We start from the raw sequence: 19,471 nt of genomic DNA, 5'->3' as shown, positions 1-19,471 counted from the left end.
ATGCGCAGGCGGCGCCGCTATGACGCCGCCTGTGGCTTGCGATCGGAATTTGCCGATCAGAAGAAGCCGAGCTTTTTCGGGCTGTAGCTGACCAGGAGGTTCTTGGTCTGCTGATAGTGATCGAGCATCATCTTGTGGGTCTCGCGACCGACGCCGGACTGCTTGTAGCCGCCGAACGCCGCATGGGCGGGATAGGCATGGTAGCAATTGGTCCAGACCCGGCCGGCCTGGATCGCCCTTCCGAAGCGGTAGCAGCGGTTGGCGTCGCGGCTCCATACGCCGGCCCCTAGGCCATAGAGCGTGTCGTTGGCGATCGCGAGTGCCTCGTCATCGGTCTTGAAGGTCGTAACCGAGACCACGGGGCCGAAGATCTCCTCCTGGAAGATGCGCATCTTGTTGTTGCCTTCGAACACCGTCGGCTGGACGTAGAAGCCGCCGGCGAGATCGCCCGCGAGCTCGGCGCGTCCGCCGCCCGCGAGCACCCTGGCGCCCTCCTGCTTGCCGATGTCGATATAGGAGAGGATCTTTGCGAGCTGCTCGCTGGAGGCCTGCGCGCCGATCATGGTGTCGGCGGCGCGCGGGTCGCCCTGCTTGATCGCGGCGACGCGCTTGAGCGCCCGCTCCATGAAGCGGTCATAGATGTCGGCATGGACCAGCGCCCGGCTCGGACAGGTGCAGACCTCGCCCTGGTTCAGCGCGAACATGACGAAGCCTTCGATCGCCTTGTCGAAGAAATCATCGTCCTCGGCGGTAACGTCCTTGAAGAAGATGTTCGGCGATTTGCCGCCGAGCTCCAGCGTCACCGGGATCAGGTTCTGGCTGGCATATTGCATGATCAGCCGGCCCGTCGTGGTCTCGCCGGTGAAGGCGATCTTGGCGATGCGCGGGCTCGAGGCCAGCGGCTTGCCGGCATCGAGGCCAAATCCGTTGACGATGTTGAGCACGCCGGGTGGCAGCAGGTCGCCGATGATCTCGGCCCAGACCATGATCGAGGCCGGCGTCTGCTCGGCGGGCTTGAGCACGACGCAATTGCCGGCGGCCAGCGCTGGCGCGAGCTTCCAGCACGCCATCAGCAGCGGGAAGTTCCAGGGGATGATCTGGCCGACGACGCCGAGCGGCTCGTGGAAATGATAGGCAACGGTGTCGTGGTCGATCTCGCCGATCGAGCCCTCCTGCGCGCGGACGACGCCGGCGAAATAGCGGAAGTGGTCGATGGCCAGCGGCAGATCGGCGGCGCGGGTCTCGCGGATCGGCTTGCCATTGTCCCAGGTCTCGGCGATCGCGAGGCGCTCGAGATTCTCCTCCATGCGGTCGGCGATCTTGTTCAGGATCGCGGCGCGCTCGGCGACGCTGGTGCGTGCCCAGGCGGTCTTGGCGGCGTGCGCCGCATCGAGGGCGGCCTCGACGTCCTGCGCGTCGGAGCGCGCGATCTTGCAGACGATCTGACCGTTCACGGGCGAGGCATTGTCGAAATACTTGCCCGAGATGGGCGCCGTGAACTTGCCGCCGATGAAATTGTCGTAGCGTTCGGCGAAGGGGCTTTGGGTGATGCCGAGGAATTCCACCTTGTTCATTGCTCACTCCCGATGTTGCTGTTTGCGCGATCCGCCGTGTGTTCACGACTTGCGCCGACGATCTCGCAGGAGGTGCTTTCTGTCAGCCCTGATAGAAGCGATCGCCGGCCGGGAGTGTCGCAGTTCTGCGACAGTCGCGGGGGAGATGGGACGTTTGCGGCCTCCACATCGTCATTGCGAGCGTAGCGAAGCAATCCAGAGTCCCTCCGCGGAAAAATCCTGGATTGCTTCGCTGCGCTCGCAATGACGACTGAAGCTCAGTGCCTGATATCGAGCCGCTTCAGCTTCCGATGCAGCGTGGCGCGGCTGACGCCGAGGGCCTTTGCGGCGGCCGAGACATTGCCGCCGGCGCGCAAGAGCGCCCGCTGCAACACTGCGCGCTGGCCGCCGGCGAGGTGATCATGCGCGGCGTCGCCGCCGAGCAGATCGGCCGCGGGCACCGGCTGCATCGCCCTGCCCGGCGCGATCCCGAGTCCCGCGCGGGCGGTGCGGGTCGCGCCGATCACGAGATCGTCCGCATCGACCGCGACGAGGCCGATGGACTGACCGTCCGCGCCTTGCGTCAGCACGATACGGGCATGGGCAAAAGCCCGACGAAACAGATCCGCCTCGATGCGCCTTGCCGCTTCGCTGGCCGCCAGCGCGATCAGGCTGGAGAACGCATCGGTGCGGTCGGCCCGGCAGGAGGAGACGTCGAGCACGCCGGCGAATGCTGCCTCGTGATCGTAGATCGGAACGGCGGTGCAGCTCAGCAGTGTGTTGCGGGTGAAGAAATGCTGATCGCGGTCGATCGTCAGCGGCCGTTGCTCGACGACGCAGGTGCCGATGCCGTTCGTGCCCTCGTGCTCCTCGCTCCACAGCGCGCCGGTCCACAAGCCCCAGGACTGAAACGTGGCATCGTCGGCCGGCGTGCCGCGGCGGTCGACCGGCACGCCCTCACCGTCGGCGAGCAGCACGCAGCAGCCGGCAGCGCCGACGGCCTGATAGAGCCGGTCCATGGCGCCTTGCGCGGCGGCCAGCAGCGGCGCGATACGCTCGCGGGTCTGCCGCAGCTCGGCGTCGCTGAGCCGCACCGGCAGGCTGCGGCCGGCGGGATCGAGATGATGCAAGCGGGACGAACGGCACCATGAGGCCACGAGCGCGGAGCGCGCGGCCTGGCCTGATGCAATGGCGGCCTCGACACGGGCCGCGTGATGCCGGGACATTGGCCCATTCATCACTGTTTCCTCCGGGTGGCAGTCTAGGCTGTGGCGGCGCGACCCGGTTGATCTGCGTCAACTCAGGCCGACAGTATAGGAAGCCATGAGCCCGCGCCGGCATTGCCGTCAAGCAGCAGTCCGGTTACACGCCTGCGACTTTCGGTAGAATTGAATCGACGCGTGCCGGATTTCGGCAGCGGCTTTCGGCGCCGGTTTCGAATAGCGCGGAAAGCGCTACCTGGCCGGGATCATCCGAACGAGATCGTGCGGATTGACGTAGTCGAGCTGGAAACGCGCCCGCTCGTCCAGCATGTCGGGATCGATCTTGTCGGTGCGCAGCAGCGAGACGCGCTGCTCGCTCCTGGCGCGCTCGCGCTTGAGCTGCGCCAGCTCGCTGGTCAGCGCGATGATCTCCTGGTCGAGCTCCTGGCGGGCGTTGAGGCCGTATTTGCCGGTATAGGCGTTGACGCCGAAATAGCCGACGATGGCGGCCGCCATCGCATAGAGAGCAAGGCCGGTCAGGATCGATTTCAGGCGCGCGCGGGAGACCATGCTGGGAAGATGGGGCAGCTTGGTTAAGGGAGTGTTAGTGCGCCCTGCCCGTATCTCTCGTCGTCATGCCCGGGCTTGTCCCGCCTGCGCGGCCGAAGCCGCTTCGGCGCTGCGAAGGCCCGGGCATCCACGTTCTTCGTCGCGGCGGGCCAAGACGTGGATGGCCGGGACAGCCCGGCCATGACGAGACTTAAGCGCTTGACCTCAGCCGTGGTGCTTCGCGACGTGCGCGGCGAAGGCGTCGATGTAGGCCTGGAGCACGCCCTTCAGCGAGTCCTTGGTCAGGTTGCCCTCCGCATCGAAAGCATCGCCGACCGAGTTCAGATAGATCTCGGGCTGTTGCATGATCGGGCCGGCAATGCCCGGCAGGATGGTCTGGAGCGTCTTGGCCGCGCTGACGCCGCCGAGCGGACCCGGCGAGTTCGAGACGATGCCGACCGGCTTGCCGTTGAACGAGCTCTTGCCATAGGGGCGCGAGGCGACGTCGATGGCGTTCTTGAGGACGCCCGGGATGGCGCGGTTGTATTCGGGGGTGACGAAGATGACGCCGTCCGACTTCTGCAGCTTTTCGCGGAAGGCCAGCCAGTCCGCCGGCGGCGCGCCCTCGAGGTCCTGGTTGAAGAACGAGATGCCGGCCGGCGTAATGACCTCGAGCTTGAGCGAGCTAGGCGCCAGCTTTGCCAGCGCATTGGCGATCTTCAGCGAGAAGCTGTCCTTGCGCAGGCTGCCGGCGATGACGACGATGTTGTAGGCCATGGAATGTCCTTGAGGGCTTGAGCGGGAGTGCCGGGGCGGCACTTAAGCGATCCGGATCGATCAATGCAAGTGCATGAACCGGTCCGATTTGGAAACGCTGCGTTTCGCGAAAGCAGATGGTCGCCCAAAACCAATCGGGCCGCCACGCGGCGGTTCGATCTTTCGTGCGAATCTGCAAATCCACTCAGATCGCCCGATTCCGTGCCGACGGGATCAGGCGATACTTAGCGCCGTCCTTCTCGACATGACCGATCGATGGCAGCCGCGCCTGCGAGCAGGCGACGGCGATTGGGATCAGTCATGGAGAAGGCAATACCTTCTTTCGGTGACGTGCTGCCGCACGACACGTTTATTTGTTTGGGTTGATGAGGAATTTTTCGCCGGTGGCGCGTTTCGCGTACACCGCGATATTGGCGGGATCGAGCGCCTCGGCAAGCGAGACCACCTTGGTGTAGTGGCTGGCAAAGGTGGTCTTGAGCTCGGAGGCGACACGCTGGCGCAGGCGGCCGATCTCGGCCGGCCCGATGTTCTGAAGGAACGGCGTCAGCAGCCAGCCGCCGACGCCCCAGCTCAGGCCGAAACGACCGGCTCAGCTCGGTCGGACGCGGGTCGAGACTGCCGTAGATGTAGACATGCTTGTACACGTTGGAGCCGTAGCGGCTGTATTCCTTCGCGGTCTTGTTGGCCGCGACCTCCATCGCCGTGAGAATCTGGCTTGCGAGCTTGCCGCCGCCGATGGCATCGAAGGCGATCGTGGCGCCGGTCTCGACCAGCGCATTGGTGAGATCGTCCATGAAGCTTGGCGCGCTGGAATCGACCACGTGCTTGGCGCCGATCTTATGCAGGATGTCGGCCTGCTCCTTGCTGCGGACGATGTTGACGAGGCCAATGCCGTCCTTGATGCAGATCTTGTTGAGCATCTGGCCGAGGTTCGAGGCCGCGGCCGTGTGCACCAGCGCCTTGTGGTTCTCGCGCCGCATCGTCTCGGTCATGCCGAGCGCGGTCAGCGGATTGACGAACCAGGACGCACCGTCGACGGCCGTGGTGCCCGCCGGCAACTCCATGACGTCGCGGACCTTGAGCACACGGTACTGGGTGTACATGGCGCCCCCGATCATCGACACGGTCTTGCCCATCAGCGCTTTCGCAGCATCCGAGGCGCCGGTGCGGATCACCGTGCCGGCGCCCTCGTTGCCGACCGGCAGTGACTGGTCGAACCTCGCCGCCATCATCCGCATCGCGGCCTCCGGCATCGTCGCGGTGATGACCGGCATCTCCTTGGTGCCGGACGCCTTGGCGGCCGACATGTCGGCGGCGCCGATCAGCAGGCCGAGATCGGACGGATTGATCGGCGTCGCCTCGACGCGGACGACGACCTCGTCGTCCGCCGGCTCCGGGGTCGGGACATTCACGAGGGACAATTCCAGCTCGCCGCTCTTCTTGAGCAGCGAACGCAATTGCAGTCCGGTCTTGCCGTCGCTCATGTCCGATCCTCCCCTGTGTTGTTGGAGCATTGAATTGCTGGCTTATGCCAGAGCCTTCAGTGCCGCCTTGCCGCCATAGAGCGCCTGCTTGCCGAGCTGCTGCTCGATGCGCAGGAGCTGGTTGTATTTGGCGGTGCGATCGGAACGCGCAAGGGAGCCGGTCTTGATCTGACCGCAATTGGTGGCGACCGCGAGGTCGGCGATGGTGGAATCCTCGGTCTCGCCGGAGCGGTGCGACATGACGGAGGTGTAGCCGGCCTTGTGCGCCATCTCGACCGCGGCGAGGGTCTCGGTCAGCGTGCCGATCTGGTTGACCTTGATCAGGATCGAGTTGGCGCGGCCGGCCTTGATGCCCTCGGCGAGGCGTTTGACGTTGGTGACGAAGAGGTCGTCGCCGACCAGCTGGCACTTCTTGCCGATGAGATCGGTGAGCTCCTTCCAGCCGTCCATGTCGTCTTCCGACATGCCGTCCTCGATGGTCACGATCGGATAGCGCGACACGAGGTCGGCAAGGTACTTGGCCTGTTCGGACACCGAGCGCGTCTTGCCCTCGCCTTCATAGACATACTTGCCGTCCCTGAAGAACTCGGTCGAGGCGCAGTCGAGGCCGAGCACGATGTCGGCCCCTGCCTTGAAGCCGGCCTTGCCGATCGCGTTCATGACGAACTCCAGCGCGGCATCCGCCGATGGCAGGTTCGGCGCAAAACCGCCCTCGTCGCCGACATTTGTGTTGTGACCTGCCTTCTTCAGCTCCGACTTCAGCGTGTGGAAGACTTCCGCGCCGTAACGCAGGCCCTCGGCGAAGGAGGACGCGCCGACAGGCAGGATCATGAATTCCTGGAAATCGATCGGGTTGTCGGCGTGCACGCCGCCATTGATGATGTTCATCATCGGCACCGGCAAGAGCCGCGCCGCGGTGCCGCCGACGTAGCGGTAGAGCGGCATGTCGAGCGAGTTCGCCGCGGCCTTGGCGCAGGCGAGCGAGACGCCAAGAATGGCGTTGGCGCCGAGACGGCTCTTGTTCGGGGTGCCGTCAAGATCGATCATGATCTGATCGATCTGAGCCTGCTGCTCGACATCGAGGCCGCTGAGAGCCTCGAAGATCTCACCATTGACGGCGCCGACCGCCTTGGTCACGCCCTTGCCGAGATAGCGGGCCTTGTCGCCGTCGCGCAGTTCCACCGCCTCATGGGCACCGGTGGAGGCGCCGGATGGCACGGCAGCGCGGCCAAGCGCGCCATCTTCCAACACGACGTCGACCTCGACGGTGGGATTGCCCCGGCTATCGAGAATTTCACGGCCGATGATGTCGATGATGGCGGTCATGGTGTGCACTTCCGTTCGTTAGGGCTGATCGGTGTCGCGGGTCTTACACGGGCCGCAAGCAAATGTGAACGCTTGGACGGCGCGGTTCGACTGACGCGTGAAGTGGGTCGGACTAAGCTTGACCCTGCCTGATCTGCGCGTCCAACCTCAAACTGAGACAGTCGGGGTAACGCCATGAATCGTCGCCAGTTTCTTGCCTCGAGCGCCGCCCTCCTCGCGACCCGCCCAAGTTTTGCGCAGGAGGGTGCATTCCGGACAAAATATTTCCCCATTAGCGCCGGCATCGGCCTGCACGACCTCGCTCCCGCGCCCGACGGCACGGTCTGGTTCACGGCCCAGGGCACGGGCCTGCTCGGCAGGCTCGATCCCCGGGATGACAGCTTCAAGACCGTCAGCCTCGGCCAGGGCGCCGCTCCGCACGGCGTGACCATCGGGCCCGACGGCGCGCCCTGGATCACCGAGGGCGGCCAGAACGCGATCGCGCGGGTCGCCCCCGATGACCTCAAGGTCACGCTGTTCCGCCTGCCGGAAAAGTTCGCCTCCGCCAATCTCAACACCGGCGTGTTCGACAAGACCGGCACCTATTGGTTCACCGGTCAATCCGGCTATTACGGCCGCCTCAAGCCGACATCGGGCGAGATGGACGTATTCAAGGCGCCGAAGGGCGTCGGCCCCTACGGCATCGCCGTGACGCCCAAGGGCGACGTCTGGTACGCCTCGCTCGCCGGCAGCTACATCGCCAGGATCGACCTTGCGACTGGCAGCGCCAGCGTGGTCGAACCGCCGACGCCGGGCCAGGGCGCGCGGCGGGTCTGGTCGGATTCGAAGAGCCGGATCTGGGTCAGCGAGTGGAATAGCGGACACGTGTCGGTGCACGATCCCGCCGACGGCTCATGGAAAACGTGGAAGCTACCGGGCGAACGTCCCCGCACCTACGCTGTCTATGTCGACGACAAGGACAAGGTCTGGCTCACCGATTTCTCAGCCAACGCGATCGTCCGCTTCGATCCCGCCACGGAGACATTCAACGTGTTCGCGAGCGACAAGCCCAATGCCAATGTCCGCCAGCTCGACGGCCGCCCCGGCGAACTCTGGGGCTGCGAGTCCGGCAACGACCGCATCGTCATGATCCAGACCATCGCCGGTTGACGACGAGCCCGTTTGCGTCCATCCCGGCAGCCGAACAGGATGTGACGACGATGGCGAAAAAATCCCTCCAGCTTGGCCGCGCGGTGGAATGGCCACACACGCCGGAAGAAGCCCAGCTCGATCGCGTGCCCAATCCGCAAAAGGGCACCGACTATCTGGTGCGCTTCACCGTGCCGGAATTCACCTCGCTCTGCCCGGTCACGGGGCAGCCGGATTTCGCGCATCTGATGATCGACTACGCGCCGGGCCAGTGGCTGCTGGAGTCCAAATCGCTCAAGCTCTATATCGCGAGCTTCCGTAATCACGGCGCCTTCCACGAGGACTGCACCGTGATGATCGGCAAGCGTATCGCGAGCGAGATCAAGCCGAAATGGCTGCGCATCGGCGGCTACTGGTATCCGCGCGGCGGCATCCCGATCGACGTGTTCTGGCAGACCGGCCGCGTGCCGAAGGGCCTGTGGGTGCCCGAGCAAGGCGTCGCGCCGTATCGCGGGCGGGGCTAGCGCGAGCTCAACCACAGAACGGCGCGTCCATGATGCGGCGCTCGCCGTGGCAAGCAGAGCCGCTGTTGACCGTTCGTTCCCGGAAAAATAAGGCCGGTAGCTCGATAATCCGTCAGCCCCGCGCGTCAGCCGGCGCGCGCGGTTTGAGCAATTGCGCGCAGGCGACGCCCAGCAGCACCATGATCGCGGCGCTCACGCTCAGGGTCGAAACCTTGCCGGCATGCTGGAGGCCGAAGCCGTAGGCGATCGGGCCGACCGTCTGCCCCATGAAGAAGAAGAACGAATGCAGGGACATCGCCGTCGCACGCGCGCCGATCGACAGCTCGCTGGCGAACACCTGCAAGCAGCCATGGATCATGTAGAAGCCCCAGCCCATCGCCAGCATGCTGGCGAATTGCAGCTTCCATCCAGGACCGAAGGCAAGCACGCCGAGCTGCAGGGCGACGAGGCTCGCGCCCGCGATCATCATGCCCTTGACGCCAAGCCAAGGCAGGAAGCGCGAGACCGTGAACGTGTAGAACAGTCCGCCGATGGCAAACCCCGCGATCACGATGCCTGCGATCGACAGCGACTTCTCGCCGAGATCAAACAGCAGCGCGGCGATGAACGGAAACAGCCCGAACACGCAGCAGCCCTCGACGAACACCGCCGAGTAGCAATAGCGCGTGTTGGGATTGGCGAAGATGGTGCGGTAGCCCTGGCGCAAGGTCTTCAGGTCGGTTTTCGGCGGCGCGGTCAGCGCGGCACCGCGGAATCCGGCGGCCACCGCAACGGCCGCGATCAGGCCGAGCGCGCCGAGGATCATGAGCACACCGCGCCAGCCGGTGAGATCGCCGATGATGCCGGAAGCACTCGCACCGAGCAGATTGCCGGTCATCGACCCCGCCAGCGTGCGCCCGATCGCGACCTGCCGCTTGGCCGGCGCGACGAGGTCAGCGGTGAGACCGAGCGCAACCGGAAACACGCCGCCGGAGGCGATGCCGGCCAGAATGCGGCTCGCGAACAGGCCCGAGAAGGTCGTCGCGATCGCGCCGAGAACGCAGGAGGCCCCGAGCAGAGCCAGACACAGCGTCATCAGGCGCGCCTTGCCGAACAGATCGGCAGCCGCGCCGATCACCGGCTGAACCAGCGCGTAGATCAAGGCATAGCCCGCCGCGATGCTGGCGGCCGTCGTGATGCTGACCGAGAAATCCTCGGCAACATGCGGCAGGACCGGATCGAGCGCGCGCGTCGACAACGCCGCCGAGAAGCTGGCGAGCGCGATGATGTTGATCGCGGGCGGAAACTTCTGGTCGGAGGACGGCCGGGTCACAGGCTGGTGCATCAGCGCGTGATGCCCTTTGACGTATTCCTTGATGTATTCTTGGCCAGCGCGTCGAACGCCATCAGCCCCGCGATCAGCCCCTCGAACTCGCGCAGCGGCACCATGTTCGGGCCGTCGGAGGGCGCGCGATCGGGATCGGGATGGGTTTCGATGAAGACGCCGGCAACGCCAACCGCCACCGCCGCGCGCGCGAGCACCGGGACGAATTCGCGCTCGCCGCCCGAGGACGTCCCTTTGCCGCCGGGCTGCTGCACCGAATGGGTCGCATCGAAGATCACCGGCGCACCGGTCGTGCGCGCCAGGATCGGCAGCGCGCGCATGTCGGAGACCAGCGTATTGTAGCCGAACGACGCGCCGCGCTCCGTGACCAGCACATTCGGATTGTTCGCGCCCGTGATCTTGGTCACGACATTGGCCATGTCCCAGGGCGCGAGGAACTGGCCCTTCTTGACGTTGACCACCTTGCCGCTCGCGGCCGCAGCAAGAAGCAGATCGGTCTGCCGGCACAGGAACGCCGGGATCTGCAGGATGTCGACGGCCTGCGCCACCTCGGCGCATTGCGCGGCCTCGTGCACGTCGGTCAGAACCGGCAGGCCGAGCGATGACCGGATCTCGGCGAAGATCGGCAGCGACTGTGAAAGGCCAAGGCCGCGTGCGGCGGACGCGCTGGTGCGGTTGGCCTTGTCGAAGGAGGTCTTGTAGACGAGGCCGATCTTGAGCCGGTCGGCGATCTCCTTCAGCGCGGAAGCCACCTCCAGCGCATGCTGGCGGCTCTCGAGCTGGCAGGGCCCGGCAATGATCGACATCGGCAGATCATTGCCGAATTTGACCGTACCAATCGTGACGACTGGCGCTGCTGAATTCGAAGAGCTCAAGGCAAATCCCTCGTTTCGGCGCGACCATAGCCGCCATGAGGGTCGGATCAACCCCATTCGACCCGGGCGGTCAGAATATCAGGGTTGCGCCGGCGCTCCGGCGCCACCCTTGTATCGGCAGGTTCCTACTTCACCGCCGAGAAGGCCGTCGGGGTCAGGAGCTGGCTGACGATGTTGCCGACGATCTGGCCATCCGCTTCGCTCTCGGCGCGTGCTTTCATCCAGTCCGGATCGGTCGTGAACTTGCCCCACTTCGTCTCGCGCTCGGCGAGGGACTCCCAGGACAGGAAATAGGTCAGCTCCTGGTTGGATTCGCCGATCAGCGTCGTGAAGAACCCGGCCTGCTTGATGCCGTGCTTTTCCCACAGCTTCAGGGTGACCGTCTCGAACCGCTTCAAGAGCGCCGGCAGGCGGCCGGGCACGCAGCGATAGATGCGCATTTCGTAGATCATTCTTGGCTCCTCCCTGAACAGGTCGGGCGGTTATAGCGGCTGGCCCCGACAGTGTCTTGCGCCCGGCCCGGGCGGCCCTGTGGCGTTCCGCGCATGGCTCGAGCTTCCGGCACTGAGGCAGACTCCCGCAATGCTGCCGCAATGATCGGGCCGCTAGAAAGGCTCAGTTGCGGTTCAGGTGCCCATGCATGCGGATCTTGCTCGTCGAGGATGAGGCGGAAATGGCCGGCGCGCTGGCGTCGGCGCTGAAGCGCTACGACATGGTGGTGGATCACGCCCCGACGCTCGCCGAGGCGGAGGAGGCCATTTCCGCCGATGTCCACGCCGCGGTCCTGCTCGACCGCCAGCTTCCCGATGGTGACGGCCTCGCGCTGATCCCCAAGATTCGCGCGCGCGCCGATGGCGTGCCGATCATCGTCCTGACCGCGCGCGGCGAGCTCGCCGATCGCATTGCAGGCCTCGACAGCGGCGCCGATGATTATCTGGCCAAGCCGTTCGCGGTCGAAGAGCTGCTCGCACGCTTGCGCGCGGTGCTGCGGCGGCCGGCGGGCCTCTCCCCGGAAATCATTCGCGCCGGGCGTCTCGCGTTCGATGTCGGCCATCGCGAGGCCAGCATCGACGGTGCGCCGTTCGAGCTGCCGCGCAGGGAGCTCCTGGTGCTCGAAGCCCTGATCCGCCGCATGGGGCGAACCGTGCTGCGCTCGGCGCTGGAAGAAGCGGTCTACAATTTCGACGACGAGATCCAGTCGAACGCGCTCGACACGCATGTCTCGCGGCTGCGGCGAAAGCTCGCGGACGCCGAGGCGGGCGTCGAGATCCACGGCATTCGCGGCGTCGGCTATCTCCTCAAGAAGCTGCCATGAGCAAACACCACGATCCCTACTGCCTGCGCTCGCGGCTGAGCTGGCGCCTGCTGTCGCTCCAGGCCGCTCTGCTCCTTGCACTGGTTGCCGTCGTGGTCGCAGCGTTATGCGCTTCAGGCTTCGTGCTCGCCGGGCGCGACGAGGACCGCGTCATCGATGTCGTCCAGCGCGCGCTCACGCGCGATGCGCAGGGCGCACTGGCCCTGCGGCCGACGGCCGAGCTGACGCAGTTGCGCAGCGAGACGCCCGACCTCTGGTTCCTGGTTCGCGACCGGCAGGGTCGCGTCCTCAGCGAAGGCCCTGTTCCGGCCGAATTCGCCGCGATCGGCGCCGGCCTCGATCAGATCAGCCAGGCACGGCTCGGCTGGCAGATGTTCGAAGACGATCCGCGCAAGCCGGCGGCGCGGCTGAAGCGGGTCGACACCGATGCCGGCAATGTGCAGGTCATCACGGCGACGCAGGGACGACTGACCGGCGCCAAGGCGCTGTTCACGACCTCACTGGCGTTCCTCGGCATCGCCCTGCCCGGCCTCCTCCTGATGGGGACGGCGACGTTCATCGCGACGCCGATGATCGTGCAGCGCGCGTTCAGGGGGCTCGATACCACCGCGGACGAGGCGCGGCGCATCGACATCCATCAGCGCGGCGCGCGGCTCTCCGTGGAGCAAATTCCGCTGGAAGTCGTGCCACTCGTGACTGCGGTCAATGATGCGCTGGCGCGCCTCGATCAGGGCTATGCGCGCCACAAGCGCTTCGTCGCCGACGCAGCCCACGAGCTACGCACACCGATCGCAATCCTGAACACGCGGCTGGAGTCGCTTGCCCCGGGGCCGGACAAGACCCGCCTGATCGAGGATGCCGCGCGGCTCGCAACGCTTGCCGATCAATTGCTCGACATCCAGCGGCTCGACCGCTGCGGTCATCCCTTCACGCGTGTCAATCTCGGCGCCGTCGCGCAAAGCGTCGCCGCCGATCTCGCACCGCTGGCAATCGCGGCCGGCTACGAGCTAGCGCTCGATGCCCCGCCGGCACCGATCGAGACGATCGGCGATGCGGCGGCGCTGGAGCGCGCGCTGACCAATCTCGTGCAGAACGCGATCCAGCACGGCCCGCGCCGCGGCATCATCGGAATTCGCGTGAGCAGCCCCGTGAGCATCGAGGTCACCGATGAAGGCGCCGGCATTCCCGCCGATCAGCGCGAACAGATTTTCGAGCCGTTCTATCGGCTGGCGCCGCTCGATCGCGGTGCCGGCCTCGGCCTCAACATGGTGCGCGAGATCGTGCAGCTGCATGGCGGCCACGTCTCGGTGACGGACGGGCCGGATGGCGGTGCCTGCTTCAGGATGACGCTGCCGCCGGCGCGGCAGATCTGATTCAATCCGCACCGCTTCTGGCAGCGCAATGCTGTCGCAATGCGCCCGCGCAACACTGCATCCGTGGCACCTCTGATTTGTCGAGGTGCAAACCAAGATGCCGGAGTGCGCATGCCCAACGATTTTGTTTCGTTCTTCCTGTCCTGGATGTCGTCGCCGCGTCAGGTCGGCGCCATCGCACCATCGGGTGCGGCGCTTGCAGATCTCATCACGCGCGAGATCTCGGCAACGACAGGTCCGATCCTCGAGCTCGGTCCCGGCACCGGCGCGTTCACCTACAAGCTGCTCAAGCGCGGTGTCCGGCCGCAGGATCTGACGCTGATCGAATACGGCTCCGAATTCATGAAACTGCTGCAGATACGCTTTCCCGGTGCACGCGTGCTGTGGATGGACGCGGCCCGGCTCGCGACCGAACGCCTCTATGATGGCGCGCCCGTCGGCGCGGTCGTGAGCGGCCTGCCGATGCTCAACATGTCGAGGCGCAAGGTGATGTCGATCCTCAGCGGCGCGTTCAGCTATGTCCGCCCCGGCGGCGCGTTCTACCAGTTCACCTACGGCATGAGCTGCCCCGTGCCGCGGCCCGTGCTCGACCGGCTGGGCCTGCGCGCAAAGCTCGTGGACCGCGCGCTGCTGAACGTGCCGCCCGCCGCCGTCTACAGGCTGACGCGCCGGCCGCAGATGAAGTTGATCACGGGGTCGCTCGCGCCTGAACCATCAGCGCGGGTCGCGCTGGCGCCGATGCAGCAAGCGCGCGACTACTCCGCCGCGCGCTGAACCATCAGACCAACCGGCTCTGCACCATCGCCGCCTGGATGAACGAGGCGAACAGCGGGTGTGGCTCGAACGGCCGCGATTTCAGCTCGGGATGGAACTGCACGCCGATGAACCAGGGATGATCCTCGTACTCGACGATCTCAGGCAGCACGCCGTCGGGCGAGAGGCCGGAGAATTTCAGCCCGTGCTGCTCGAGGCGGTCCTTGTAGGCGGTGTTGACCTCGTAGCGGTGGCGGTGGCGCTCGGAAATTTCGGTCGCGCCGCCATAGACCTGCGAGACGCGGCTACCGCGGTTGAGCGTGGCGGGATAAGCGCCGAGCCGCATGGTGCCGCCGAGATCGCCGGCCTGCGAGCGCTTCTCGAGCTCGTTGCCGCGCAGCCATTCCGTCATCAGGCCCACCAAGGGCTCCTTGGTCGGGCCGAACTCGGTGGAGTTGGCGTCCTCGATGCCGACGAGATTGCGCGCCGCCTCGATCACCGCCATTTGCATGCCGAAGCAGATGCCGAAATACGGCACGTCGCGCTCGCGCGCGAACTGCGCCGCCTTGATCTTCCCCTCTGCGCCGCGCTGGCCGAAGCCGCCCGGCACCAGGATCCCGTTGACGTGCTCGAGGAACGGGGCCGGATCTTCCTTCTCGAAGATCTCGCTCTCGATCCAGTCGAGATTGACCTTCACCTTGTTGGCGATGCCGCCATGCGAGAGCGCCTCGATCAGCGACTTATACGCATCCTTCATGCCGGTGTATTTGCCGACGATGGCGATGGTGACGTTGCCTTCGGGATTGCGGATACGCTCGTTGATCTGCTGCCAGCTCTGCAGCACCGGCGGGATCCGCGAGCCGATGCCGAAGGCGGCGAGCACTTCGTCGTCGAGGCCTGCATTGTGGTAGGCCTCGGGGACGGCATAGATGTTGTCGACGTCGCGCGCCTCGATCACGGCGCTTTCGCGCACGTTGCAGAACAGCCCGAGCTTGCGCCGCTCTTCCTTCGGGATCTCGCGGTCGGTACGGCAGAGCAGGATGTCCGGCTGGATGCCGATCGAGCGAAGCTCCTTCACCGAGTGCTGCGTCGGCTTGGTCTTCAACTCACCCGCACTCGGGATGTAGGGCAGCAGCGTGAGATGGATGTAGACGGCGTGATCGCGCGGCAGCTCGTTCTTGAGCTGGCGGATCGCCTCGAAGAACGGCAGGCCCTCGATGTCGCCGACGGTGCCGCCAATCTCGACCAGCACGAAATCGTACTCGTCGTTGCCGTCGAGGACGAACTCCTTGATGGCATTGGTGACGTGCGGCACCACCTGGATGGTCGCGCCGAGATAATCGCCGCGGCGCTCCTTGGAGATGATGTCCTGGTAGATGCGCCCCGTCGTGATGTTGTCGGCCTTGGTCGCCGGCCGGCCGGTGAAGCGCTCGTAGTGACCGAGATCGAGATCGGTCTCCGCGCCGTCATCGGTCACGAACACTTCGCCGTGCTGATACGGCGACATCGTTCCGGGATCGAGGTTGAGATAGGGGTCGAGCTTGCGGAGACGGACCTTGTAGCCCCGGGCCTGCAACAGCGCACCGAGTGCCGCCGAAGCCAGACCCTTGCCGAGCGAGGAAACCACGCCGCCGGTGATGAATATGTACCGCGCCATGGGACTTAACCTCTAATCCCTCGAATTCGATTCGCCAAAGCGATTCGTATTCCGCCCCAAAGATTCTGCGGGCCTGTGGGTGATCCGAAACGGAGAATGCTGACAGGGCCTTGATGGGGATTGTTGATGCAGGACGGTAGCCACCGCCCTGCATGGCCCCCTTGCTTTATTGCGAGCGCGGCACCTGCGGGCCTGACGGCGCCTGGTTCTGCTGCTGCTCGTCGGCCTTCTTCAGCGTGTCGAGGATGCCGCCCGAGGCCGGCGCCGAGATCGGCGCGCCGCCGGCCGGCTGGCTCTGCGAGGCCGGCTGGCCGATGATCGACGAGGGCGCGCGGCTATATCCGGCATACCAGGACAGGAACAGGCTGGTGATGAAGAACCCGGCGGCGAGGATCGCGGTGGTCCGCGTCAACAGGTTCGCGGTGCCGCGGCTCGACATGAATCCCGCGCCGCCGCCCATACCGAGGCCGCCGCCTTCCGACTTCTGGAGCAGGACGGCGCCGATCATGATGGCGACGATCATGAGGTGGATGACGATGACAACGGTCTGCATAATGTCCTTCCGTCACAAGCGCGCAGCGCCTGACGGCGGCCGGTCGCGCTTCGCGAGTTTTCCTGAAGTTGCGCGGTGTTACACGATCGGGAGGGGCATTGCCACCCCCGATCGGGCTCATACCAACGGTTTGAAATGAGCTAGGGGCAGCCCTTGGCAATCGCAAGGAAATCGGCCGCCTTCAGGCTCGCACCGCCAACCAAGGCACCGTTGACGTTCTTAACCGCCATCAGCTCGGCTGCGTTCGAGGGCTTGACCGAGCCGCCGTAGAGGATGCGCATCCTGACGCCCTCAGCCTTGAGCCGGGAGGTCAGGAGTTCCCGGATAAAACCATGAATTTGCTCGACATCCTGCGCCGTGGGGGTAACACCAGTGCCGATGGCCCAGACCGGCTCGTAGGCCACGACCAGATTGGCGGCGGTAGAACCGTCCGGCAGCGAGCCGTCCAGCTGGCCGCGCAGGATATCGAGGGTCTGGCCGGCATCGCGCTGGCTTTGCGTCTCGCCGATGCAGACGATCGCGACCAAGCCCGCCCGCCACGCGGCTTCCGCCTTCTGCCTGACAAGCGCATCGCCCTCGCCATGGTCGGCGCGGCGCTCGGAATGGCCGACGATGATGGCGCTCGCCCCCGCATCAGCCAGCATTTCGGCGGCGATATCGCCGGTATGGGCGCCTGAGGCCTTGGGGTGGCAATCCTGGGCTCCCACCCCAACCTTGTTGCCGCGCGCCTTCTCGGCAAAGGAGGCGACCAGGGTCGCCGGCGGGCAGACCAGCAGGTCGGCCTTGGCGGCCACATCTGCCGCGCCGTTGAGCATGGCTTCGAATTCGGCAGCCGAACCTTTCAGGCCGTTCATTTTCCAGTTCCCGGCGATCAGGGGTCGGATGGGGTCGTTCATGTCGGTTTCCAGCAAAATGAGTTTTGCGCATGCGCTAGCAGAGCTGTCGCGGCAGTTCCAGATTCTTGTTTGACGCGTGTTCCTGACGCGAAGCGGGTCCACTTCGCTGGAAAGCGCTCCGGGGCTTTTAACCGCAGCTCCCGGGGGACCGCCTGACCTGAGGTTGCGGGGGCAAAGCCGCCACTTTATGATGATTGATCAATTTGGTGAGGCGCTTTTGCGGAATCTGCATTAAGACGCGCTCCCGTTCCCCTCCTGACCAAAACAAGTTGGACCAAATGCTTCGAGGAATGCGCAAGGCCTCATCAAACTGGGTCGGCAAGACCATTATGGCGATCGTGATGGGCGTGCTGATCATCAGCTTCGGCATTTGGGGCATCGCCGACATCTTCCGCGGCTTCGGTCAGTCGACGGTGGCCAAGATCGGCCACACCGAGATCTCGCTGAACGAGTTCCGCCAGACCTACACGGATCGCCTGCAGCAGATCAGCCGCCAGTTCGGCCGTCCGCTGACGCCTGACCAGGCGCGCGCCTTCGGTCTCGACCGCCAGGTGCTCCAGCAGACCATCGCGGAGGCCGCGCTCGACGAAGAAGCTCGCCGGCTCGGGCTCGGCCAGTCCGACGAGCAGATCCGCCAGGTCATCATGAACGACCCCAATTTCAAGGGCGTCGACGGCAAGTTCGACGCCAACCGCTTCCAGGCCTTGATCCGCAATTTCGGCTACACCGAGCAGCGCTACGTCTCCGAGCAGCGCAAGGTGTCGCTGCGCCGGCAGCTCACCGGCACGATCGGCGCCGGCCTCGAGCCGCCGAAGGCGATGATCGACGTGCTGACACGGTTCCAGAACGAGCAGCGCGCCATCGAGTTCGTAAGACTCGATGCCGCGCAGGCGGGCCCGGTCGATCCGCCCTCGCCCGAGGCGCTCGCCGCCTATTTCGAGGATCACAAGGTCCAATTCCGCGCGCCCGAATATCGCAAGATCGCCTTCGTCGTGGTCTCGCCGGAGGAGATCGGCAAGTGGACCGAGGTGTCGGACGAGGACGCCAGGAAGGTGTTCGAGCAGCGCAAGGACCGGTTCGGCACGGCCGAGAAGCGCCAGATCCAGCAACTCGTATTCCCGAACGCCGCCGAGGCGCAGGCCGCTCGCGAGCGCCTCGTCGGCGGCATGTCGTTCGAAGATCTCGGCAAGGAGCGCGGGCTGAGCGCCTCGGACGTCGACCTTGGGCTCGTGACCAAATCCTCGCTCGACCCCGCCGTCGGGAATGCCGCCTTCGAGCTGCCCGCCGGTGAGATCAGCCAGCCGATCCAGGGCGCTCTCGGCGTCTCCATCGTCAAGGTCGAGAAGATCGAGCCCGGCGTCGAGCCGGACTTTGCAAAGGTCGCAGCCGACATCAAGCGCGAGATCGCCACCGAGCGCGCCCGCGTCAAGGTCGCCGATCTCCGCGACAAGATGGAAGACGAGCGCGGTGGCGGCTCCAGCGTGATCGACGCGGCGCAGAAGCTCGGCCTCACTGCCGTGACCATCGACGCCGTCGACCGTTCCGGCCGCGCGCCCAACGGCCAGCCGGTCGCCAACATCCCGCAGGGGCTCGATGTGGTGTCGCAGGCCTTCAACACCGATGTCGGCGTCGACAACGACTCGATCTCGTTCAAGGGCGGCTATGTCTGGTACGACGTGCTCGCCATCACGCCCTCGCGCGACCGCAATCTCGACGAGGTCCGTGACCAGGTCGAGGCGCGCTGGCGCCAGGACCAGATCGCCGCCAAGCTGAAGGCCAAGGCGACCGAGATGGTGCAGAAGCTCGAAGCCGGCGGCAAGCTCGCCGATGTGGCCTCCGCGATCGGTGTCAAGGTCGAGACCGCCTCGCCCTTCAAGCGCGATGACTCGCCCGCAGGCGTGCCCGCGGCCATCGTGGCGGCCGCCTTCCGCACCGCCAAGGATGGCGTCGTGCAGTCGCCCGTCAGCGGCGGCAGCGAGGTGATCGTCTTCCGCGTCACCGACATCATCGACCCCACGGTCGATGCCGCCTCGGATGCGGTCAAGAAGCTGAAGGACAGCCTCGACCGCGCGCTCACTGACGAGCAGGTTGCCGCCTACGTCAACAAGCTTGAAACCGACATCGGGACCACCATTAATCAGGCCGCCTTCGCGCAGGTGACCGGCGCGAACCAGTGAGTTGA

At 65.5% G+C, this 19,471-nt stretch carries 17 protein-coding genes and 1 pseudogene; 6 read left to right on the top strand and 12 right to left on the bottom strand.

Annotated elements, in window-relative coordinates:
- Positions 1–56: 56 nt before the first annotated feature.
- From adh to eno, 6 genes and pseudogenes are all read right to left on the bottom strand, one after another.
- Positions 57–1,574, bottom strand: a complete 1,518-nt coding sequence (gene adh / locus ACVWY3_RS09995; RefSeq protein WP_456838288.1) for an aldehyde dehydrogenase — start codon at positions 1,572–1,574, stop codon at positions 57–59.
- A 257-nt stretch (positions 1,575–1,831) separates the two neighbouring features.
- A complete protein-coding gene (locus tag ACVWY3_RS09990; RefSeq protein ID WP_456838287.1) occupies positions 1,832–2,791 on the bottom strand; it encodes a GAF domain-containing protein in 960 nt (319 codons plus the stop codon).
- A 216-nt stretch (positions 2,792–3,007) separates the two neighbouring features.
- Positions 3,008–3,325, bottom strand: coding sequence for an FtsB family cell division protein (locus ACVWY3_RS09985; protein ID WP_456838286.1), 318 nt, complete (start codon positions 3,323–3,325; stop codon positions 3,008–3,010).
- A 204-nt stretch (positions 3,326–3,529) separates the two neighbouring features.
- Positions 3,530–4,081 carry an NADPH-dependent FMN reductase gene (locus tag ACVWY3_RS09980; RefSeq protein WP_456838285.1) on the bottom strand — a complete coding sequence of 184 codons (552 nt, stop codon included), beginning with the start codon at positions 4,079–4,081 and terminating at the stop codon, positions 3,530–3,532.
- 349 nt (positions 4,082–4,430) lie between these two features.
- A pseudogene (locus ACVWY3_RS09975) lies at positions 4,431–5,565 on the bottom strand (zinc-binding dehydrogenase).
- Between the two features lie 42 nt (positions 5,566–5,607).
- Complete coding sequence (gene eno / locus ACVWY3_RS09970) at positions 5,608–6,891, bottom strand: phosphopyruvate hydratase (protein WP_456838284.1); 1,284 nt, start codon at positions 6,889–6,891, stop codon at positions 5,608–5,610.
- Positions 6,892–7,065: 174 nt separating this feature from the next.
- Here eno and ACVWY3_RS09965 point away from each other — a divergent pair, with 174 nt between their 5' ends.
- Both ACVWY3_RS09965 and queF read left to right on the top strand, forming a co-directional pair.
- Complete coding sequence (locus ACVWY3_RS09965; protein ID WP_456838283.1) at positions 7,066–8,040, top strand: Vgb family protein; 975 nt, start codon at positions 7,066–7,068, stop codon at positions 8,038–8,040.
- Positions 8,041–8,090: 50 nt separating this feature from the next.
- Positions 8,091–8,543: a preQ(1) synthase gene (gene queF, locus ACVWY3_RS09960; protein ID WP_165424973.1), complete on the top strand. Its 453-nt coding sequence runs from the start codon at positions 8,091–8,093 to the stop codon at positions 8,541–8,543.
- A gap of 112 nt (positions 8,544–8,655) precedes the next feature.
- Here queF and ACVWY3_RS09955 read toward each other — a convergent pair whose 3' ends face one another.
- From ACVWY3_RS09955 to ACVWY3_RS09945, 3 genes are all read right to left on the bottom strand, one after another.
- Positions 8,656–9,867, bottom strand: a complete 1,212-nt coding sequence (locus ACVWY3_RS09955) for an MFS transporter (RefSeq protein WP_456838282.1) — start codon at positions 9,865–9,867, stop codon at positions 8,656–8,658.
- Positions 9,867–10,742 carry a 3-deoxy-8-phosphooctulonate synthase gene (gene kdsA / locus ACVWY3_RS09950; protein ID WP_456838281.1) on the bottom strand — a complete coding sequence of 292 codons (876 nt, stop codon included), beginning with the start codon at positions 10,740–10,742 and terminating at the stop codon, positions 9,867–9,869. Before kdsA ends, ACVWY3_RS09955 begins: the two co-directional genes overlap by 1 nt.
- A gap of 125 nt (positions 10,743–10,867) precedes the next feature.
- Positions 10,868–11,194 carry an NIPSNAP family protein gene (locus ACVWY3_RS09945; protein WP_456838280.1) on the bottom strand — a complete coding sequence of 109 codons (327 nt, stop codon included), beginning with the start codon at positions 11,192–11,194 and terminating at the stop codon, positions 10,868–10,870.
- A 188-nt stretch (positions 11,195–11,382) separates the two neighbouring features.
- Here ACVWY3_RS09945 and ACVWY3_RS09940 point away from each other — a divergent pair, with 188 nt between their 5' ends.
- The 3 genes from ACVWY3_RS09940 to ACVWY3_RS09930 all read left to right on the top strand — a co-directional run bounded on the left by ACVWY3_RS09940 (position 11,383) and on the right by ACVWY3_RS09930 (position 14,204).
- Entirely contained in the window at positions 11,383–12,057 is a 675-nt protein-coding gene (locus ACVWY3_RS09940) for a response regulator transcription factor (protein ID WP_456838279.1), read from the top strand.
- Positions 12,054–13,430 carry a sensor histidine kinase gene (locus tag ACVWY3_RS09935; RefSeq protein WP_456838278.1) on the top strand — a complete coding sequence of 459 codons (1,377 nt, stop codon included), beginning with the start codon at positions 12,054–12,056 and terminating at the stop codon, positions 13,428–13,430. Before ACVWY3_RS09940 ends, ACVWY3_RS09935 begins: the two co-directional genes overlap by 4 nt.
- Before the next feature lie 111 nt (positions 13,431–13,541).
- Positions 13,542–14,204 carry a class I SAM-dependent methyltransferase gene (locus ACVWY3_RS09930; protein ID WP_456838277.1) on the top strand — a complete coding sequence of 221 codons (663 nt, stop codon included), beginning with the start codon at positions 13,542–13,544 and terminating at the stop codon, positions 14,202–14,204.
- Positions 14,205–14,208: 4 nt separating this feature from the next.
- Here ACVWY3_RS09930 and ACVWY3_RS09925 read toward each other — a convergent pair whose 3' ends face one another.
- The 3 genes from ACVWY3_RS09925 to tpiA all read right to left on the bottom strand — a co-directional run bounded on the left by ACVWY3_RS09925 (position 14,209) and on the right by tpiA (position 17,289).
- Positions 14,209–15,840 (bottom strand): CTP synthase, encoded by a 1,632-nt coding sequence (locus ACVWY3_RS09925; RefSeq protein ID WP_456838276.1) that lies wholly within the window; start codon positions 15,838–15,840, stop codon positions 14,209–14,211.
- A 166-nt stretch (positions 15,841–16,006) separates the two neighbouring features.
- Positions 16,007–16,393 (bottom strand): preprotein translocase subunit SecG, encoded by a 387-nt coding sequence (gene secG / locus ACVWY3_RS09920; protein WP_456838275.1) that lies wholly within the window; start codon positions 16,391–16,393, stop codon positions 16,007–16,009.
- Positions 16,394–16,533: 140 nt separating this feature from the next.
- Entirely contained in the window at positions 16,534–17,289 is a 756-nt protein-coding gene (gene tpiA / locus ACVWY3_RS09915; protein ID WP_456838274.1) for a triose-phosphate isomerase, read from the bottom strand.
- A gap of 278 nt (positions 17,290–17,567) precedes the next feature.
- Between tpiA and ACVWY3_RS09910 the strand changes: the two genes are divergently transcribed.
- Positions 17,568–19,466, top strand: a complete 1,899-nt coding sequence (locus ACVWY3_RS09910) for a SurA N-terminal domain-containing protein (RefSeq protein WP_456838273.1) — start codon at positions 17,568–17,570, stop codon at positions 19,464–19,466.
- The last annotated feature ends 5 nt before the right edge of the window (positions 19,467–19,471 follow it).

Source organism: Bradyrhizobium sp. USDA 4486, from assembly GCF_054057995.1.
This window is presented reverse-complemented; position numbering and strand designations above follow the sequence as displayed.